The sequence below is a fragment of the bacterium Scap17 genome, assembly GCA_013376735.1.
In the GTDB taxonomy this organism is placed as follows: Bacteria; Pseudomonadota; Gammaproteobacteria; order Pseudomonadales; family Halomonadaceae; genus Cobetia.
On record VINJ01000001.1, the window covers coordinates 1,694,845 to 1,710,575 of the forward strand.

Annotated in this window: 12 protein-coding genes; 4 read left to right on the plus strand and 8 right to left on the minus strand. The window is 57.9% G+C overall.

Annotation, left to right across the window (positions count from 1 at the left end):
- Positions 1-7: 7 nt before the first annotated feature.
- Positions 8-247 carry a hypothetical protein gene (locus FLM52_07360; GenBank protein NVN55602.1) on the minus strand — a complete coding sequence of 80 codons (240 nt, stop codon included), beginning with the start codon at positions 245-247 and terminating at the stop codon, positions 8-10.
- Positions 248-514: 267 nt separating this feature from the next.
- Here FLM52_07360 and FLM52_07365 point away from each other — a divergent pair, with 267 nt between their 5' ends.
- Positions 515-2,707 (plus strand): OsmC domain/YcaO domain-containing protein, encoded by a 2,193-nt coding sequence (locus tag FLM52_07365; protein ID NVN55603.1) that lies wholly within the window; start codon positions 515-517, stop codon positions 2,705-2,707.
- A gap of 139 nt (positions 2,708-2,846) precedes the next feature.
- On the opposite strand, the gene FLM52_07370 is transcribed toward FLM52_07365, so the two are convergent.
- Positions 2,847-3,773, minus strand: coding sequence for a LysR family transcriptional regulator (locus FLM52_07370; protein ID NVN55604.1), 927 nt, complete (start codon positions 3,771-3,773; stop codon positions 2,847-2,849).
- Positions 3,774-3,942: 169 nt separating this feature from the next.
- Here FLM52_07370 and FLM52_07375 point away from each other — a divergent pair, with 169 nt between their 5' ends.
- On the plus strand, positions 3,943-4,647 hold the full coding sequence (locus tag FLM52_07375) for an SDR family oxidoreductase (GenBank protein ID NVN55605.1): 705 nt from the start codon (positions 3,943-3,945) through the stop codon (positions 4,645-4,647).
- 273 nt (positions 4,648-4,920) lie between these two features.
- Positions 4,921-5,604, plus strand: coding sequence for a type 1 glutamine amidotransferase domain-containing protein (locus tag FLM52_07380; protein ID NVN55606.1), 684 nt, complete (start codon positions 4,921-4,923; stop codon positions 5,602-5,604).
- Between the two features lie 171 nt (positions 5,605-5,775).
- On the opposite strand, the gene FLM52_07385 is transcribed toward FLM52_07380, so the two are convergent.
- The gene (locus tag FLM52_07385) at positions 5,776-6,777 is read right to left on the minus strand and encodes an ABC transporter substrate-binding protein (GenBank protein ID NVN55607.1); all 1,002 of its coding nucleotides are present in this window, start codon (positions 6,775-6,777) and stop codon (positions 5,776-5,778) included.
- Positions 6,778-6,959: 182 nt separating this feature from the next.
- Complete coding sequence (locus FLM52_07390; protein NVN55608.1) at positions 6,960-9,032, minus strand: TonB-dependent siderophore receptor; 2,073 nt, start codon at positions 9,030-9,032, stop codon at positions 6,960-6,962.
- A gap of 384 nt (positions 9,033-9,416) precedes the next feature.
- Here FLM52_07390 and FLM52_07395 point away from each other — a divergent pair, with 384 nt between their 5' ends.
- Entirely contained in the window at positions 9,417-10,433 is a 1,017-nt protein-coding gene (locus tag FLM52_07395; protein ID NVN55609.1) for an IS30 family transposase, read from the plus strand.
- 72 nt (positions 10,434-10,505) lie between these two features.
- On the opposite strand, the gene FLM52_07400 is transcribed toward FLM52_07395, so the two are convergent.
- The 4 genes from FLM52_07400 to atzF form a co-directional block, all read right to left on the minus strand.
- A complete protein-coding gene (locus FLM52_07400) occupies positions 10,506-11,498 on the minus strand; it encodes an IS481 family transposase (GenBank protein NVN55610.1) in 993 nt (330 codons plus the stop codon).
- Positions 11,499-11,677: 179 nt separating this feature from the next.
- On the minus strand, positions 11,678-12,502 hold the full coding sequence (locus FLM52_07405; GenBank protein ID NVN55611.1) for a hypothetical protein: 825 nt from the start codon (positions 12,500-12,502) through the stop codon (positions 11,678-11,680).
- 226 nt (positions 12,503-12,728) lie between these two features.
- A protein-coding gene (locus FLM52_07410; protein ID NVN55612.1) for an IS5 family transposase occupies positions 12,729-13,582 on the minus strand; the annotation gives its coding sequence in 2 pieces (ribosomal slippage) (positions 12,729-13,240 and positions 13,240-13,582; 855 coding nt in all).
- A 320-nt stretch (positions 13,583-13,902) separates the two neighbouring features.
- On the minus strand, positions 13,903-15,729 hold the full coding sequence (atzF, locus tag FLM52_07415) for an allophanate hydrolase (protein ID NVN55613.1): 1,827 nt from the start codon (positions 15,727-15,729) through the stop codon (positions 13,903-13,905).
- Positions 15,730-15,731 lie beyond the last annotated feature (2 nt).

The window sequence follows — 15,731 nt, forward strand, 5'->3', positions numbered from 1 at the left end:
GAGCTCCTCAGCGCTTGCCGCCGGTGGAAGGGGCCTTGGCGCTACCCCAGTTGGTCAGGTAGGCATACAGGAACACGGCGGTGAGGAACCCCCACCACACCAGGTTCCAGACGAGGAAGAACGGGATTCCCATGACCATGGGCTCGATCTTGTTGGCCATCAGAATCATCGGACTCTCGAGCATGAAGAACCCGAGGAGCATGCTCCCGTAGATGGCGACCTTGCGGGTCGTGAAACGCTTTCTCATTGCATTCCCCTTTATTGTGGTTGTGGGGCGTGTTGGACCTGTCGTGGACAACGACAGGGGATCAAGCATGGCAATGTCTCAATTATTGTATTTATGCGTATAAATTAACCAATAGGTGACAATCCCCTTGCCGTCAAGGAAGTCGCGGCGTTTTCGCTTTTCGCCTCACCCGCGACGCACGCCCCCAAAATCTGGATAATGGCGGCCATCGCGTAGCCGCCGGTCTGGCGTGCTGGCGCCCACACTCTTCACAGCGGTGCATCGTTCATGGAAATCAAGGTCAACTTTCTCGACAACCTGAGGCTCGAGGCGAAATTCGACGACTTCACGGTCATCACCGATCAGCCCATCCGCTACAAGGGTGATGGGTCGGCGCCGAGCCCGTTCGACTACTTCCTCGCGTCGTCGGCGCTGTGCGCGGCGTACTTCGTGAAGGTGTACTGCGTGGCGCGGGATATCCCGACCGAGAACATCCGCCTGTCGCAGAACAACATCGTCGACCCGGAGAACCGCTACAACCAGATCTTCAAGATCCAGGTGGAGCTGCCGGAAGACCTCTCCGACAAGGACCGCCAGGGCATCCTGCGCTCCATCGAGCGTTGCACGGTGAAGAAGGTCGTCCAGACCGGCCCGGGCTTCGAGATCGAGACGGTCGACAACCTCGACGAGGATGCTCAGGCATTGCTGATGGCGGAGCCGCCAGAAGGGCAGAGCACCTGGATCGAAGGCAAGGACCTGCCGCTGGAGCAGACCATTGCCAACATGACGGGTCTTTTGAATGATCTCGGCATGAAGATCGAGATCGCCTCCTGGCGCAACATCGTGCCGCACGTCTGGTCGCTGCACATTCGTGATGCTGCATCCCCGATGTGCTTCACCAACGGCAAGGGCTCGACCAAGGAGAGCGCGCTGTGCTCGGCCCTGGGCGAGTTCATCGAGCGTCTGAGCTGCAACTTCTTCTATAACGATCAGTTCTTCGGCGAAGCCATCGCTGACAGCGAGTTCGTGCACTACCCGAACGAGAAGTGGTTCCAGCCGGGCCCGAACGATGAGATCCCGGAAGGTGTGCTGGACGATTACTGCCTGGAGATCTTCAATCCGGACGGCGAGCTGGGTGGCTCCAATCTGATCGACATCAATTCCGGACGTGCGGATCGTGGCATCGTGTCCCTCCCGTTCACTCGTCGCTCGGATGGCGAGACCATCTATTTCCCGTCCAATCTGATCGAGAACCTGTACCTCAGCAACGGCATGAGCGCCGGCAATACTCTGCCGGAAGCGCAGGTGCAGTGCCTGTCCGAGATCTTCGAGCGTGCGGTGAAGCGCGAGATTCTCGAGCAGGAACTGACGCTGCCCGACGTACCGCAGGAGGTGCTGGCCAAGTACCCGCAGATCGTCGAGGGTATCGAGGCGCTGGAAGCCCAGGGCTTCCCGATTCTGGTCAAGGACGCCTCGCTGGGCGGCCAATTCCCGGTGGCCTGCGTCACGCTGATGAACCCAAAGACCGGCGGTGTCTTCGCCTCCTTCGGTGCGCACCCGAGCTTTGAAGTCGCCGTCGAGCGCAGCCTGACCGAGCTGATGCAGGGCCGCAGCTTCGAGGGTCTCAACGATTTCATGCCGCCGACCTTCAATTCGCTGGCCGTCTCCGAGCCGAACAACTTCGTCGAGCACTTCATCGACTCCTCGGGCCTCGTTTCCTGGCGCTTCTTCAGCTCGAAGACCGACATCGAGTTCGTCGAGTGGGACTTCTCCGGCAGCAATGAAGAAGAAGTCGCCAACCTGTTCGGTATCCTCGATGAGATCGGCAAGGAGTCCTACATGGCGGTGCACGAGGATCTTGGCGCGCCGGTGTGCCGTATCCTGGTGCCGGGCTATTCCGAGGTCTATCCGGTCGAGGACCTGGTGTGGGACAATACCAACATGGCGCTGGATTACCGCGAGGACATCCTCAATCTGCATCGTCTCGACGACGATCAGCTGGCGGACTTGGGCGAGCGTCTCGAAGAGAGCCAGCTTGATGAGCACATGGACATCAAGACGCTGATCGGCATCGAGTTCGACGAGAACACCATCTGGGGCCAGCTGACGATTCTCGAGTTGAAACTGATGATCAATCTCGCGCTGGGTCAGCACGAGGATGCGCTGGATCGTGTCGAGATGTTCCTGCAGTACAACGACAATACCGTCGTGCGCGGCCTCTATTATCAGGCCATGAAGGCGGTGCTGGAGATCACCCTCGACGATGAGCTGGAGCTTGAGGACTACCTCTACAACTTCCGCCGCATGTTCGGTGAAGACACCATGGCTGCCGTGGTCGGCTCCGTGCAGGGCGAGGTGCGCTTCCATGGCCTGGAGCCCACCAACATGCAGCTGGAAGGGCTGGATCGCCACCTGCGTCTGATCGAAAGCTACCAGAAGCTGCACGCCCATCGTGCTGCCCTGGCGGCCAAACAGGCCTGATGCTCGCTTGCTGAGTCCTGTGGCACGACCCGGGGCACGACCTGCGGCATGAAAAGAACGGCCCCTCACCGAATGGTGAGGGGCCGTTTTCGTTTCCGGATGCTTGGGTGCGCGTACCAGTGGCTCAGGTCAGGACCTGCTATCCCTGTGCCAGACGCTGACAGCATTCGATGATCTGCTCGCGGATCCAGCGGTGCGCCTGGTCCTTCTGATAGCGGCGATGCCAGCTCAGATGGAAGGGGAAGGAGGCGAAGGCCACGGGTGGTGCCACACGGGTGACGGCAAATTGACGGCTGAAGTGGTCACAAAGGCCGCTAGGCAGACTCGCGATCAGCGGCGAGCGCTCCAGCAGAGAGGGCACGGCCATGAAGTAGGTGACCGCCAGGGCTACCTCACGCTTGAGCCCCTGGCCCTCGAGCTGCTTGAAGATGCCGCTTTTCAGGCGGGTATGAGGTTGCACCAACACGTGGGCGTGGTGCTCGAAATCCGCCTTCGTCATGCGGCCTTCATCATCCAGACGCTCCAATAGCGGATGCCCGTTGCCGACCAGGCAGTCGATGCCCTCCGTGATCACTTCCCTGACCACCAGATTCTCGGGCGGGTCGACCTGACGCCCGAAGGCGAGGTCCGTCGTGCCGCTCATCACGCCGGCTTCACTCATGTCCTGCGAGAGGCGGCGTATCTGAATGGTGATGCCCGGTGCCTGTTTACGCAGGATCGTCGCCAGTTGCGGCAGGATCAGCACCTCAAAGTAGTCATTCGCGGCAATCTCGAAGTGACGGCTCTCGGTGGTGTGGTCGAAGTGTCGCTCGCTGTTGATCAGGCCATCGAGATCGGTCAGCGCCGCCTCGATGGTCGGGAACAGGTGGTCGGCCTTCTCGGTAGGGCGCATGCGCTGGTGGTCGCGGATGAACAGCGGGTCATTGAACAGCTCGCGCAGCCTGGAGAGCGCCGCGCTCACCGAAGGCTGACTCAGATGCAGACGCTCGCCGGCGCGCGTGACGTTCTGCTCCAGATACAGCGCATGGAAGGTGCGCAGGAGGTTGAGGTCGTAGTTGAGCTTCATGATGACTACCAGAGCAGGCGGAGTGTCTCGGCTGCACTCGGGCGAGTGAGCACTATTTGTCTGGATGATAGCAGCTATCCGCACTATCGATTATCGCGATGGGGAACTCAGGCGCTAGGCTATCCATCACAACAGAGTGAGTGATTCACGCGACCCACAGGAGTGAGCCATGAGTGATGTGAAGCGGACACAAGCCGACGGGGAAAAGATCGTACTGATCACCGGTGCCTCCAGCGGTATCGGTGAGGCCACCGCACGTACACTGGTCAAGGCCGGGCACAAGGTTGTCGCGACTGCCCGTCGCAAGGAGCGCCTCGATGCGCTCGTCGATGAACTGGGCAGCGACAAGGTGCTGGCGATTGCCGCTGATGCGACGGACTACGATCAGCTCGCCAAGGTCGTCGAGCAGGCCGTGGCCCAGCATGGTCGTCTGGACGTTGCGTTCGCCAATGCCGGTACCGGCATCAGCCAGCCAGGCACCGAGAACGGCGATCCCGAGGAGTGGAAGCGAGTCATCGACATCAATATCAATGCGCTGCTGTGGACCGCCCACGCGACCCTGCCGCATCTGAGAGAGAGCAAGGGTCACTTCATCCTCACCAGTTCCGTGGCCGGTCGCGCCAACCATGCGGGCTCCATCTACAGCTCCAGCAAGTGGTTCGCCTACGGCTTCGGCCAGAACCTGGCGATGGAAATGGCCGAGTGGCAGGGCCGCTGCACCACCATTACTCCGGGCATGGTCAATACCGCCTTCTTCGACCAGCCCAAGCCGGACAAGCTGGACCCGCAGGATGTGGCGGATGCCGTGCTCTACGCCATCAGCGCCTCGCCGCGTGCCAATATCCGCGAAGTGCATCTGATGCCAACTTACTGATCTGGCAAGTCAGGCCCTTCACAGCTGATCTGCTGACATGGATGTGCATGACCATCTTGAGCTGAGCGACATGCGCACTATTTATCTCAATGATAGTGGCTATCCGGGCTATCGATTATGCCGATGATGGTGAGAGCAGTAGCCTTGATTCAACACAGGGCGAGCACCATTTAGTGACCATCACGTGGTGACCATCACGTGGTGACCATCACGTCGCCGATATCTTTCGTGAAGTGACCATTGCGGGCTATCCCGCACGTAGAGGAGAGCAACATGAGCAAGGTTCTGGTAGTAGTGACCTCCCACGATACGCTGGGTGACACGGGCAAGAAGACGGGCTTCTGGCTGGAAGAGCTGGCGGCTCCCTACTACGTCATGAAGGACGCCGGCATCGAGGTGACGCTGGCCTCTCCCAAGGGCGGTCAGCCGCCGCTGGACCCGGCAAGCCAAGGCGAGGATTTCCAGACGGATGCCACGCGTCGCTTCGACAAGGATGCCGCTGCTCAGCAGGATCTCGCCACCACCGCCGTACTGGCAGACATGAAGGTCGAAGACTTCGACGCCATCTTCTACCCGGGCGGCCACGGTCCGCTGTGGGACCTGACCAACGACGCGGATTCCATCCGTCTGATCGAGCAGTTCCATGCGGCTGGCAAGCCGGTCAGCTCCGTCTGCCACGCCCCGGCAGTGCTGCTGAACGCCCGCAAGCCTGATGGCACTCCCTTCGTGGATGGCGTGCGTGTCACCGGCTTCACCAATGGCGAAGAAGAAAGCGTCGGTCTCACCAATGTCGTGCCGTTCCTGGTGGAAGATGCCTTGCAGCAGAAAGGCGGCATCTATGAGAAGAAGGCCGATTTCACCTCCTTCGCGATTCAGGATGGCCTGATCATCACCGGTCAGAACCCGATGTCCTCCGAAGGTGTCGCTGAGTTGCTGATCGACAGCCTCAAGAAGTAAGCCGGGCGAGTTCAGGCTCCATGAAAAACCCCGCGACCGGGTTACCGGTCGCGGGGTTTTTGTCGATCAGGCGGGACTCATCTGCGCTCGTCCGGTCCAGCTGTCCGGGCCATTGGAATGAGCTCTTGGAATGAGCCATTGCAACGAGCCAGCAGAACGAGCCAGCCGTCATCAGTCCTTAGCGGCTTCTGCGGCACGCGACAGCTCGGCGATATAGGCATCCAGCACTGCCGGCATCGAGAGGGGTGTCGGGTTGGCCGCCGTGCCCATCGGGTCATTCTCCAGCAGGATGACCCTGTCATTGCTGAAGGTAGGCAGGTCATTGTCCGCGAGGTGTTGGTTGAGGCGCTCGATCAGCGCCTGGCCGCCATAGGTCAGGAGGATATCGACGTCGGCCAGTTCCGCCAGTTGCTGCGGGGGCACCCGCCCGCCAATCTTGCCGTCGCTGGCACTTGCCGACACGAAGGACGGGGAGGTCAGCCCCAGCTCGGCAAGGAAGCGCAGCCGAGTATCGTTGTCGTTGTAGAAGGCGATCCGGGTCGGATCTTCGGGATCAATATAGCGCAGAATGATGGCCGATTTGCCCTGGATCTCCGGATGGCTTGCGACATTCTCGGCGACCTGCGCCTCGAGACGCTCGATCAGCGCTTCGCCCTCGGCAGCCATGCCCATGCCGGCACTGTCGAGGCGAATCATGTCACGCCAGCTGGAAGACCAGCGCGGGCCCGGACGCGCCACCACGGGGGCTATCTCGCTGAGTCTTGCATAATCGTCTTCGCTCAATCCTGAGTAGGCAGCGAGAATGACATCCGGTTTGCTCGCTGCCAGTGCCTCGATATCGGGGGTTCTGCCATCCTCACGCAACACAGAGGCATCCCCGCCCAAGGCCTCGAGACGTGTCTTGACCCACGGCATCATGCCGTCGCCATCATCATCTCCGAACCCCTGGCGGGGGAAGCCCACCGGCACGACGCCCAGTGCCAACGGCACTTCATGATTGGCCCAGGCGACGGTGGCGATACGTTGGGGCTTATTCTCGATGACGGTCGTGCCGAAAGCATGTTGGATCGTGAGTGGATACTGAGCCGTTGTCTCGGTGACATCTCGGGCAGGCGAGGAGGTGTGGGTGTCAGCCTGTGAAGAGTGTGACTCGTGTGCCTGGGCGGCAGGCATGAAACAAGTGGCCATGACGGCCAGGCCAATGGCGCAGGAAAGTCGCGTGCGTCGCAAGGGAGAATCCTTTTGTGATCGTGTCGCGGTGAATACCGCCATCAAGATGAGACCAGACAGACCCTGTCGGTGAGGGCCTGTCTGGTCGTCGGATACAGAGAAGGTTCCTACAGGGAATGCTCGACTCAGAAGTCGTAGGTCATGCTCAGCAACGCACTACGCGGCGCGCCGTACAGGTACTGGCTGTAGAAGCCCTGCTGCGTGTAGTACTCCTCATCGAAGAGGTTGGACACGTTGAGCTGGGTGCTGAAGTTGTCATTGAAGCGATAGCGCGCCATGGCGTTGGCGAGGAAGACATCGCCTTGGCCGACCTTGGCGGTACCGGTGGGCGTGTCGGTCCCCTTGTAGGTATCCCCCTGCCAAGTGCCGCCGGCGCCCAGGGTCAGGCGTGACCAGTCGCCGGGCAGCTGCCAGGTGGCATAGACCTTGGCCTGCTGGCGCGGATAGCTGGTATTGAGCTGGGTGCCATCGGAGTCCTCGGCATCCACCAGTGCGTAGCTGGCGGAGAGGTTGATGCCCGGCGCGACTTCACCGGCCACTTCCAGCTCGAAGCCTTCGACCACGGCACCGTCTGACTCGGTATAGGCCTGATCGGTGGTGCCTTCGACATAGACGCCCGGAATCTCGACGGCCAGATTGTCCTGCTCGCTGCGGAAGACGGCGAAGGACACGTCGGCGCGGTCATCGAACAGCTCGGCCTTCAGGCCCGCTTCATAGCTGGTGCCTTCCAGCGGATCGAGCAGGGCGCCATCGGGGGCACGCTCACTCTGGGTGTTGAAGATCTGCGTATAGCTCGTGTAGGCGGTGAGGTTGTCGGTGATATCGACGATCAGGCCGGCATAGGGCGTGAACTCGTCGTTGTACTCGTAGCTGCGCTCACCGCGATAGTCTTGGTCGATCTCCCAATCCGTCAGGCGGGCACCGAGGATCAGGTGCACGGGGTCTGCCAGCGAGAAACGCGTGACAGTGTAGAAGCCTTCCTGCTGGGTCTCGGTGTCGTCCGTCAGGCCCCACTCGCCCCATTCGGGCTCGGCCAGTGCCGGGTCGTCACGATCAGTGAAGCTGCCCAGCGCCGGTACGCTGCCCGCCGGGGTGCGGCTCCAGATCTCGTACTCTTCCTTGAGCTGCATGTAGCCGAAGCCCAGCTGGTGCTCACGGCCAAACAGCTCGAAGGGGCCCTCGGCACTCAGGTTGAGATTCTTCTGGGTGCGGTCCCCGCGGTAGTCGACCAGATAGGAGGCCGTTGGCACCTGGCGATTGGTGTCGTAGTAGAGGATGCCGTTGTCACGATCCACATAGCCGCCACGGTAGTTGTAGGTCAGGCCGTAGTTGGCATCGCCATGACTATAGGCGGCGGTCGCCTTCCAGCCGTTGGAGAAGTAGTGGGTCAGGTCGGCGAAGCCGCGCGTATTCTCGGTGAAGAAGTGCGCCCACTCGGTGTTGTTGGCGGTCGACTGATCGAAGTCGGTGCGCGTGCCGTCGGTGTAGTAGAGCGGCACGCCCAGATAGGCACCGTCTTGGTCGTAGCGCTGATACTCGACCCCGACGTTCAGCTCGGTGTCCGGCGTCAGTTCCGCGGCGATCACCCCGTAGAGGGTCTCGCGGTCATTCTCGACATCATCCATGAAGCTGTCGGAGCGGTCCTTGGCGGCCACGAAGCGCACGCCGACCTTGCCGGCATCATCCAGAGGCGTGCTGACATCCACCACGCCACGTCGACGGTCCCAGCTGCCGACAGCGCCTGTCACGCTGGCGGCGGCTTCGTCCAGCGGCTTCTTGCGCACGAAGTTGACGGTGGCGGACGGGTCGCCCACGCCAGTCATCAGGCCGGTGGCGCCGCGGACGACTTCGACGCGATCATAGATGGCGGTATCCCACTCGGCGTCGCCGAAGGGCCAGAAGCCGCTGGTGTTGCTCTGCTGGCCATCGAACTGGAAATTGCGGATGGTATAGCCGCGTGACTGGAAGCTGGCGCGTGTGCCATCGAGGCGATTGGAGGATACGCCCGGCAGGCGCTTGACGGCTTCAGTGGTGCTGGTCAGCGCCTCGTCGTCCATCTGCTGGCGGGTCAGAAAGCTGACAGACTGCGGTGTCTCGCGCGGTGACAGCGTCAGGCCATTGGCACTGGTGCTGGAGTCGACCGTATAGGCCTGAGTCTCTTCCGTGGTACCGCCTTGCGCCTCGCCGACGATGGTCATCGCCTCAAGTGTGCGAGTCTCATCCGCGAAGGCGGTGGCACTGAGCAGTGAGGAGGTCGCGAGGGCAATGGAGAGGGCGAGTGGCGAGCGAGTGAAACCTGGACGGCGGAGTGAGTGAGCCAAGACTGCGTTCCCTAGTTGTTTATAATAATCATTATTATTTACCCGCCGGCGGCACTTTTGTTTTGCGAAATGCCAGACATGCTTTGCGGGATGCCAAGAATGAAAATTTCGGGGAACTTAGCTGAAGATCTCAAGGCTTCGTTTTTATCGTTAAATTAATGTTTAATGTGATTCTATGCCACGAATGAATTTGTCATGTTAAACATCTTGGCCGCAGATTCTGAGTGCAACACCTGAGTTTCCCTGTAAGGTATTGCGCTCATGTCATACTCAGAACTCAGCATCACCGATCGTGCCACTATCCAGGTTTGCCTCTCTCAAGGCCTGAGCCTCCGAGCCATTGCTCGATGCCTAAGTCGTTCTCCCTCCACTATCAGCCGCGAAATTCGCCGAAATAGTGTACCGGGCAACGACTACCGAGCTGAACGCGCGCAAGTGTCGCGACTCAAGCGTCGGCGCTTTTGCCGGCCCAAGCGAAAGCTTTCCATCGGTAGTGAGCGGTTCAGGCTTGTCGAGTACCTTCTTCGTCGCTACTTGTCTCCTGAGCAGATCGCCGGCAAGCTTCGACACATGAATTTACCCAAGCTTGAAGACGCCTACGTCTGTCGCGAGACGATTTACACCGCCATCTATGCGCTGCCGGTTGGGCAACTACGCAAAGAGCTCATCCATTGCCTGCGGCATGGCAAAAGTACGCGTAAGCCTCGCCGTGGTGAGACGGACCGGCGAGGTCAGATCCCCGACATGGTCAGCATCCACCTTCGCCCGCCCGAGGTGGACAAGCGCGAGATGCCTGGGCATTGGGAAGGCGACCTGATCAAGGGAAAAGGCAATGCCTCAGCGGTTGGCACTCTTGTAGAGCTCAGTAGCGGATACTTGATACTGGCAAAGATGCATGATGCGACTGCGACCTCAGCCGTAGAGGGCTTCAGTGCCGCGCTGAACAGAATGCCATTGGCAGCACGAAAAACCCTGACGTATGACCAAGGACGAGAGATGGCCAGACATGCCGCTATCACGCAAAATACTGGCGTCGCCATCTACTTCTGTGATCCCCATAGCCCTTGGCAAAGAGGCAGCAACGAGAATATCAATGGCCTTATTCGCCAGTATCTCCCCAAGGGAACGGATCTGTCACTGACCAGTCAGGAAGAGCTGGATGCCATTGCCTTCGAGCTGAATATGCGGCCTCGAAAACGCTTCGACTTCAAATGCCCTATCGAGGTGATGAATGAACTGATGGCAAAGCACAATGAAGCACCACCCTCAATTCAATAGGGTGTTGCACTCAGAGCCTGCATCCGCCCATTCATAGTTTTGTGGAATACAGTAAGACCAAGATAATTTTTGTTAATACTTGTCGGGTTCCGTCTGATTGACTATAGCTTGCGTAAACAGCTCAGGTCGTTCGACCTGCCACTCCTTCATTGCTGCTATAGGCGCTTTGTGGTGTAGTGCCTTCTGAGGAATGTGGTGGTTATAGAGCCAGCAATAACGCTCGAGTGTCTGTTCTAAATCCTCACTTGAGTCATAACGCCGAGTCGCCAGAACATCGCTGATACGCCCATTGAAGCGCTCCACCATCCCGTTCGTTTGGGGTCTGCCTGGCCTGATCAATCGATGCTCAATACCATGGTTCTGACATTCCTGATCGAAAAGATGATTTCCACTGGGCTTACGTTCGCCACCCACGGTGAAGCGATCGGTAAAGGATTTACCATTGTCCGTGAGCACGGTTCGAATCGTGAAGGGAGCCTCCTCTTCTGCACGCTTCATGAACGCCTGGGCGTCCTTTGCAGATTGACTTGATCTGACCTCCAGATACACCCACCGAGTGGCACGATCAATCGCGACGTAGAGATAACGCTTCTGATCTTCGTCAGGCATTTGGGGCAGGTGCTTGATATCAATGTGCACATACCCGGGCTCATAATCCTTGAAAGGCCGATGCTTGGGCTTCTCGTCCTCCTTCGCATCTTGACGCGCCAGCTTGGCGAGAGTCGGTACATCACGTCGTTTGAGCATGCGCTGAAGCGCGGAACGCGACAGATTGGGGTTCAGGAATTCCCGAGCAACGACAAGTAGATCATCGAGCCCCAAGCGAAGCAGTTCACGAGCGGCAATGACGATCTCTTCCTGTTCTGAGGTCAGAGTCGCGAGTAGGTTATGACGTGTGTGGGAGCGATCCAGGACATCATCACGATAGCGCCAGCGCTGTATAGTTGAGACGCTGACCCCGAACTGACGAGCGAGATCTTTGTTCGTCATGCTCGAAGGAGCTGCTTGGATGTCGGCACGGATTTTCGGTGTCGTCGTCGCTTGCTTATGCAGCTTGATGTCCATGAAGCTTTTCCTGAATCAATTGCTTGATGAGCTCACGAGAGGCTAACAAAGGATAGCTTCGTTGTGAAATCCGATCATCCGGCACCCTACAAATACTGACAAGGTGATAAATGGCTATAAAATATATAAAATAATTTCCTTGTAGTGAATGTTCTGCATTTTTGAGTCGATTTAGTGAATTACGTTTTACGTATAGGATGGTTTATCCAGTATCCACTTAGCCCTAGAGTCGCTTCAAGATATTTTTGTATTTCATTTGTGTTGTTTTCAGTGTTGCGGTAGTAGTATATGTGATGCAGTGGCGCCGCAATAGCATACTTATATTTGTTGATAACAAAGCGCCATCTGTTATCCGATAACTTCCTGGAAAAGAAGTAGCATATATAAACAGGACTGCTGTCAATTAGTAGTAAAATTCCAATTGTATATTTTTCTTCTATAATGCTTTCTAGTTTTATTGTCTGGCTATGCCATCGATTCTTTAAGATTTTCCCCTTATGCTTGACGGCAGGCAATAGCACCCTCTGTTTTTTTATAATTTCATTAGTTATGCTCTTGATGAACTCATCTTTAAGGTATCTCTCTTCTCTTTCTTCCGCTTCACGATCTTGTCGTTCTTTGTTGAGCTTTTCCGTAGCTTTTTTTGACTCTTCAAGGGCTTTTGTACAGCTATTTAAAATCTCTCTATCCGCCTGATCCCTGAGCTCAATTGATCTGCAGTGATGTACCCAGCTAACATTGGCTATATCATGTATTGCTTCGTATATAACTGTAGGGTCCGCCATTCTATCGATTTTTGATAGATCTATTTCAATGCAGGAATAATTGTCAGATATTATTTTTTGCCTTTTGTTCTCATCTACTTCATGGGTAACCTTTATCTCAACCAAGAGTCGATGTATTTCGGAAGGGTTTTTTTTGCTACTTCTGTAGAGAGTTAGATCTGGTCTGTAAGAATTAAAGTTAAGCTCTTCAATAACTTTATCGACTTTAAAGTATTTCATTTCCCTCGCGATATGGATTATTTTTTCTCTATATATAAATTCAACTTTGTGGCCTATTTTAGCGTCTAAGGGTGGTGCGCTAACACATCTTGTGTTTCTGATTATTTCCTTGGCCTTTAGGTGAAGTCCGCTCTCCGCCGCAGTATTACAATTAGTAAGTCTGAAGTGAGCGAAATGAGCTTGATATTTACCAGAAAGACTTTTGGCTATTAGTTTTTCACCACAGCTAGGTTCTGTACGAAAAATCAGCTCGTAGGCAGCGACGTATGCAAGCTAGGCATACCATCGCATAAAAGCTACGGGCCAACTTCTCGTACCGCGTCGCAATACGACGGAACTCTTTCAGCCAACTGAAAGAGCGCTCCACGATGTTTCGCTGACGGTACATGGGTTTATCGAAACCCCGTGGAAGGCCTGGACGGGGTTTTCGCTTCATCCTTCGTTGGGCGATGATCGGCTTGATACGAACGCGGTCGCAGTAACGGCGCAGCTCATCACTGTCATAGCCCTTGTCTGCCACGATGTAGCGGCAACGTTTTCGTGGCCGACCGAGACTCCCCGGTAGATGAACTCTTTCCAGGGTGGGCATGAAGTATCGGGTATCCGACTCTTGACCTCCCGATAGTGTGAAAGCGATGGGCCAGCCAAGACGATCACAGATCATATGAATTTTGGTCGTGATGCCCCCACGACTCCGGCCCAACGCATGGTCTAAGGGTTCTTCAGATCCCCCTTTTTGCCTCCACCAGCGGAGGCACGTGTTGCACGAACGGCGGTTGAGTCGATCATCCAGGTCTCGAGATCCATCAGGCCATCTTCGCGAAGCTGGAGTTGAAGACGCGACAAGACTGCCTCAAAGGTGCCGTCATCACGCCATTGTCGAAACCTGGCGTAGACAGTGCTCCAAGGGCCATAACGTTCGGGGAGGTCACGCCACTTGGCACCAGAGCAGAGGGCCCAAAAGATGCCGTTCAGCATCTGTCTGTCGTCTTTCCTGGGCCTGCCCATCGATTGAGCCGGTGAGACAATGTCTTCGATCAACTGCCATTGGCTATCTGAGATTTCGTATCGTCCTGCCATACCGCACCTATGCTGGATGTGCATGGGGCACATTAGCAAAAATGACTTTTCGTACAAAACCTAGGGCATGTACAGTTACAACTTAATCCAGACTCATGCTTCTTAAGTTCAGTTATATGTATGCAGTTGTTGTCTCTTAAACCATACGGTATAAGCGTATTTGTGTTTTTCACAGGTTAGCATCCTTGCTAGTAAGTAAATTGTTTATATTTTTGGCGATATGTTATTGCAGTCAAAGTAGTGTCGCAACAATAAAATGTTGCCTGCCACTTTAGCCAGTGGCAGGCAAGAATTCTCTCGATTAAAGGTGTCGTTACTCCTCAGCGCTCCACCCACGCCTTCCAGCCGCCGTATTCGCTGATGTCCGTCATCGGTACGCCGCTGTCAGCGGAGACTGAGCAGATGAAGCCCGCGACCCAGCGGCCATCTTCGAGTTCGATCTGGCCCAGGCCCAGCGGGAAGGGGATGCCAGCGAGGAAGCTGCCGACACTGGCGATGGGCAGCGACCAGACCTCCAGCGCGATGCTGGTACCGTCTTGCGGGGCGCGTAGCATGGCCGGTTTGGCGGGTGTCGCATCGTCCAGCTGATAGAGGCGGTAGCGGGGGGCGCTGTGAGTGCGCGCGACCAGGCGTGCATCGCGCTGGGTGAGCTGGTGATTGAGCGGCATGCCAGTGAGATGTGCGCCGCAGACGGCGATCTCGAGGCGGCCATTCTGCGCCATCGGCAGATCGCTGTCGGCGAGACGTGCCTGGGGGCGGGCGACCGCGCTGGCCCCCAGCGGCAGCGCGAATTCCTTCTCGAGCAGCCGGGCGATGCTGAGCAGTTGCAGGTCTTCGAAGGCGGGCGCGAACAGCGTCACGCCGCCGGGCAGGCCTTGGCTGTTGAAGCCGACCGGCACGGCCAGTGCGCTCAGGTCCAGCAGGTTCATGAAGTTGGTCCAGGTGCCCAGCTCCGAATTGACCGCGATCGGCGCCTCGGCCAGTTCCGCCTTGGTGGGCAGACGCGGGGTAGTCGGCGCCAGCATCACGTCCACCTGCGCCAGCAGCGCCTCGGCCTGACGGCGGTATTCGGCCAGCTGATAGCGGGCATCGAAGGCATCCACCGCCAGCGGCGAGGCGCCGCCGAGGGTGATCTCGCGGGTCACCGGATGCAGCGCCTCGGGATTGCGCTCGATCAGCTCGCGCACCGCGTGATAACGCTCCGCCACCCAGGGGCCTTCATACAGCAGTCGCGCGGCGGCCAGCAGCGGGCTGCAATCCAGCTCGACCAGCTCGGCTCCCAGTGCCTTGCACTGACGAATTGCCGCTTCCATGTAGCCGCTGTAATCGGCATCGGTGTGCCACTGGGTACGCGGCGGCACGCCGATACGCAGGCCGGCAAGGTCCGGCAGCACACCATAGGCCTGGCCGTGAACGGCGAAGTCATGCTCGCGCGCCCAGCGGTTATCGGCATCGAACTGTGCGGTGACTGACAGCACCTGCGCGGCATCATCGCAGCCCAGCGCGAAGATGGAGATGGTATCCAGGGTGGCGCAGGCCGGTACCACACCGCCCGCGCTGAGCAGGCCGAGCGTCGGCTTCACGCCCACCAGATTGTTGAAACAGGCCGGCACCCGACCGGAGCCCGCCGTGTCCGTGCCCAGCGCGAAGCTGACCTGGCCCTGGGCAGTGACGACGGCGGAGCCACTGCTGGAGCCGCCCGGCACATAGGCGGGGTCGAAGGCATTCGCTGGAGTGCCATAGACCGGCAGGGCGCGCTCACCGACCAGGCCGGTGGCGAACTGATCCAGATTGGTCTTGCCCATCGGGATCGCGCCTGCCGCGATCAGCTTCTTGACCACGAAGGCATCATCGTCTGGCGTATAGGCAAAGTCCGGGCAACCGGCGGTGGTGGTGATGCCGGCCAGATCGATATTGTCCTTGATCGCGAAGGGGATGCCGTAGAGCGGCAGTGACTCGGGCGCCACGTCGTCCAGACGTGCCAGATAGGGCTCCAGCTCATCCACGCTCAGGCGAGTGATCCAGGCGGCGTCCTGCTCAGGTTGCGCGGCCAGCAGTTCATTCACTAGTTGGCGCGGCGTCAGTTCACCGGACTGATAGGCCTTGCTCAGCGCCGTGATGCTCAGATTGTGCGGGGTATGGGTCATCA

Coding starts and splice junctions, on each gene's coding strand:
- FLM52_07360 (NVN55602.1), bottom strand. CDS start 247: ATGAGAAAGCGTTTCACGACCCGCAAGGTCGCCATCTACGGGAGCATG.
- FLM52_07365 (NVN55603.1), top strand. CDS start 515: ATGGAAATCAAGGTCAACTTTCTCGACAACCTGAGGCTCGAGGCGAAA.
- FLM52_07370 (NVN55604.1), bottom strand. CDS start 3,773: ATGAAGCTCAACTACGACCTCAACCTCCTGCGCACCTTCCATGCGCTG.
- FLM52_07375 (NVN55605.1), top strand. CDS start 3,943: ATGAGTGATGTGAAGCGGACACAAGCCGACGGGGAAAAGATCGTACTG.
- FLM52_07380 (NVN55606.1), top strand. CDS start 4,921: ATGAGCAAGGTTCTGGTAGTAGTGACCTCCCACGATACGCTGGGTGAC.
- FLM52_07385 (NVN55607.1), bottom strand. CDS start 6,777: ATGCCTGCCGCCCAGGCACACGAGTCACACTCTTCACAGGCTGACACC.
- FLM52_07390 (NVN55608.1), bottom strand. CDS start 9,032: ATGACCATCGTCGGCGAGGCGCAAGGCGGTACCACGGAAGAGACTCAG.
- FLM52_07395 (NVN55609.1), top strand. CDS start 9,417: ATGTCATACTCAGAACTCAGCATCACCGATCGTGCCACTATCCAGGTT.
- FLM52_07400 (NVN55610.1), bottom strand. CDS start 11,498: ATGGACATCAAGCTGCATAAGCAAGCGACGACGACACCGAAAATCCGT.
- FLM52_07405 (NVN55611.1), bottom strand. CDS start 12,502: ATGAAATACTTTAAAGTCGATAAAGTTATTGAAGAGCTTAACTTTAAT.
- atzF (NVN55613.1), bottom strand. CDS start 15,729: ATGACCCATACCCCGCACAATCTGAGCATCACGGCGCTGAGCAAGGCC.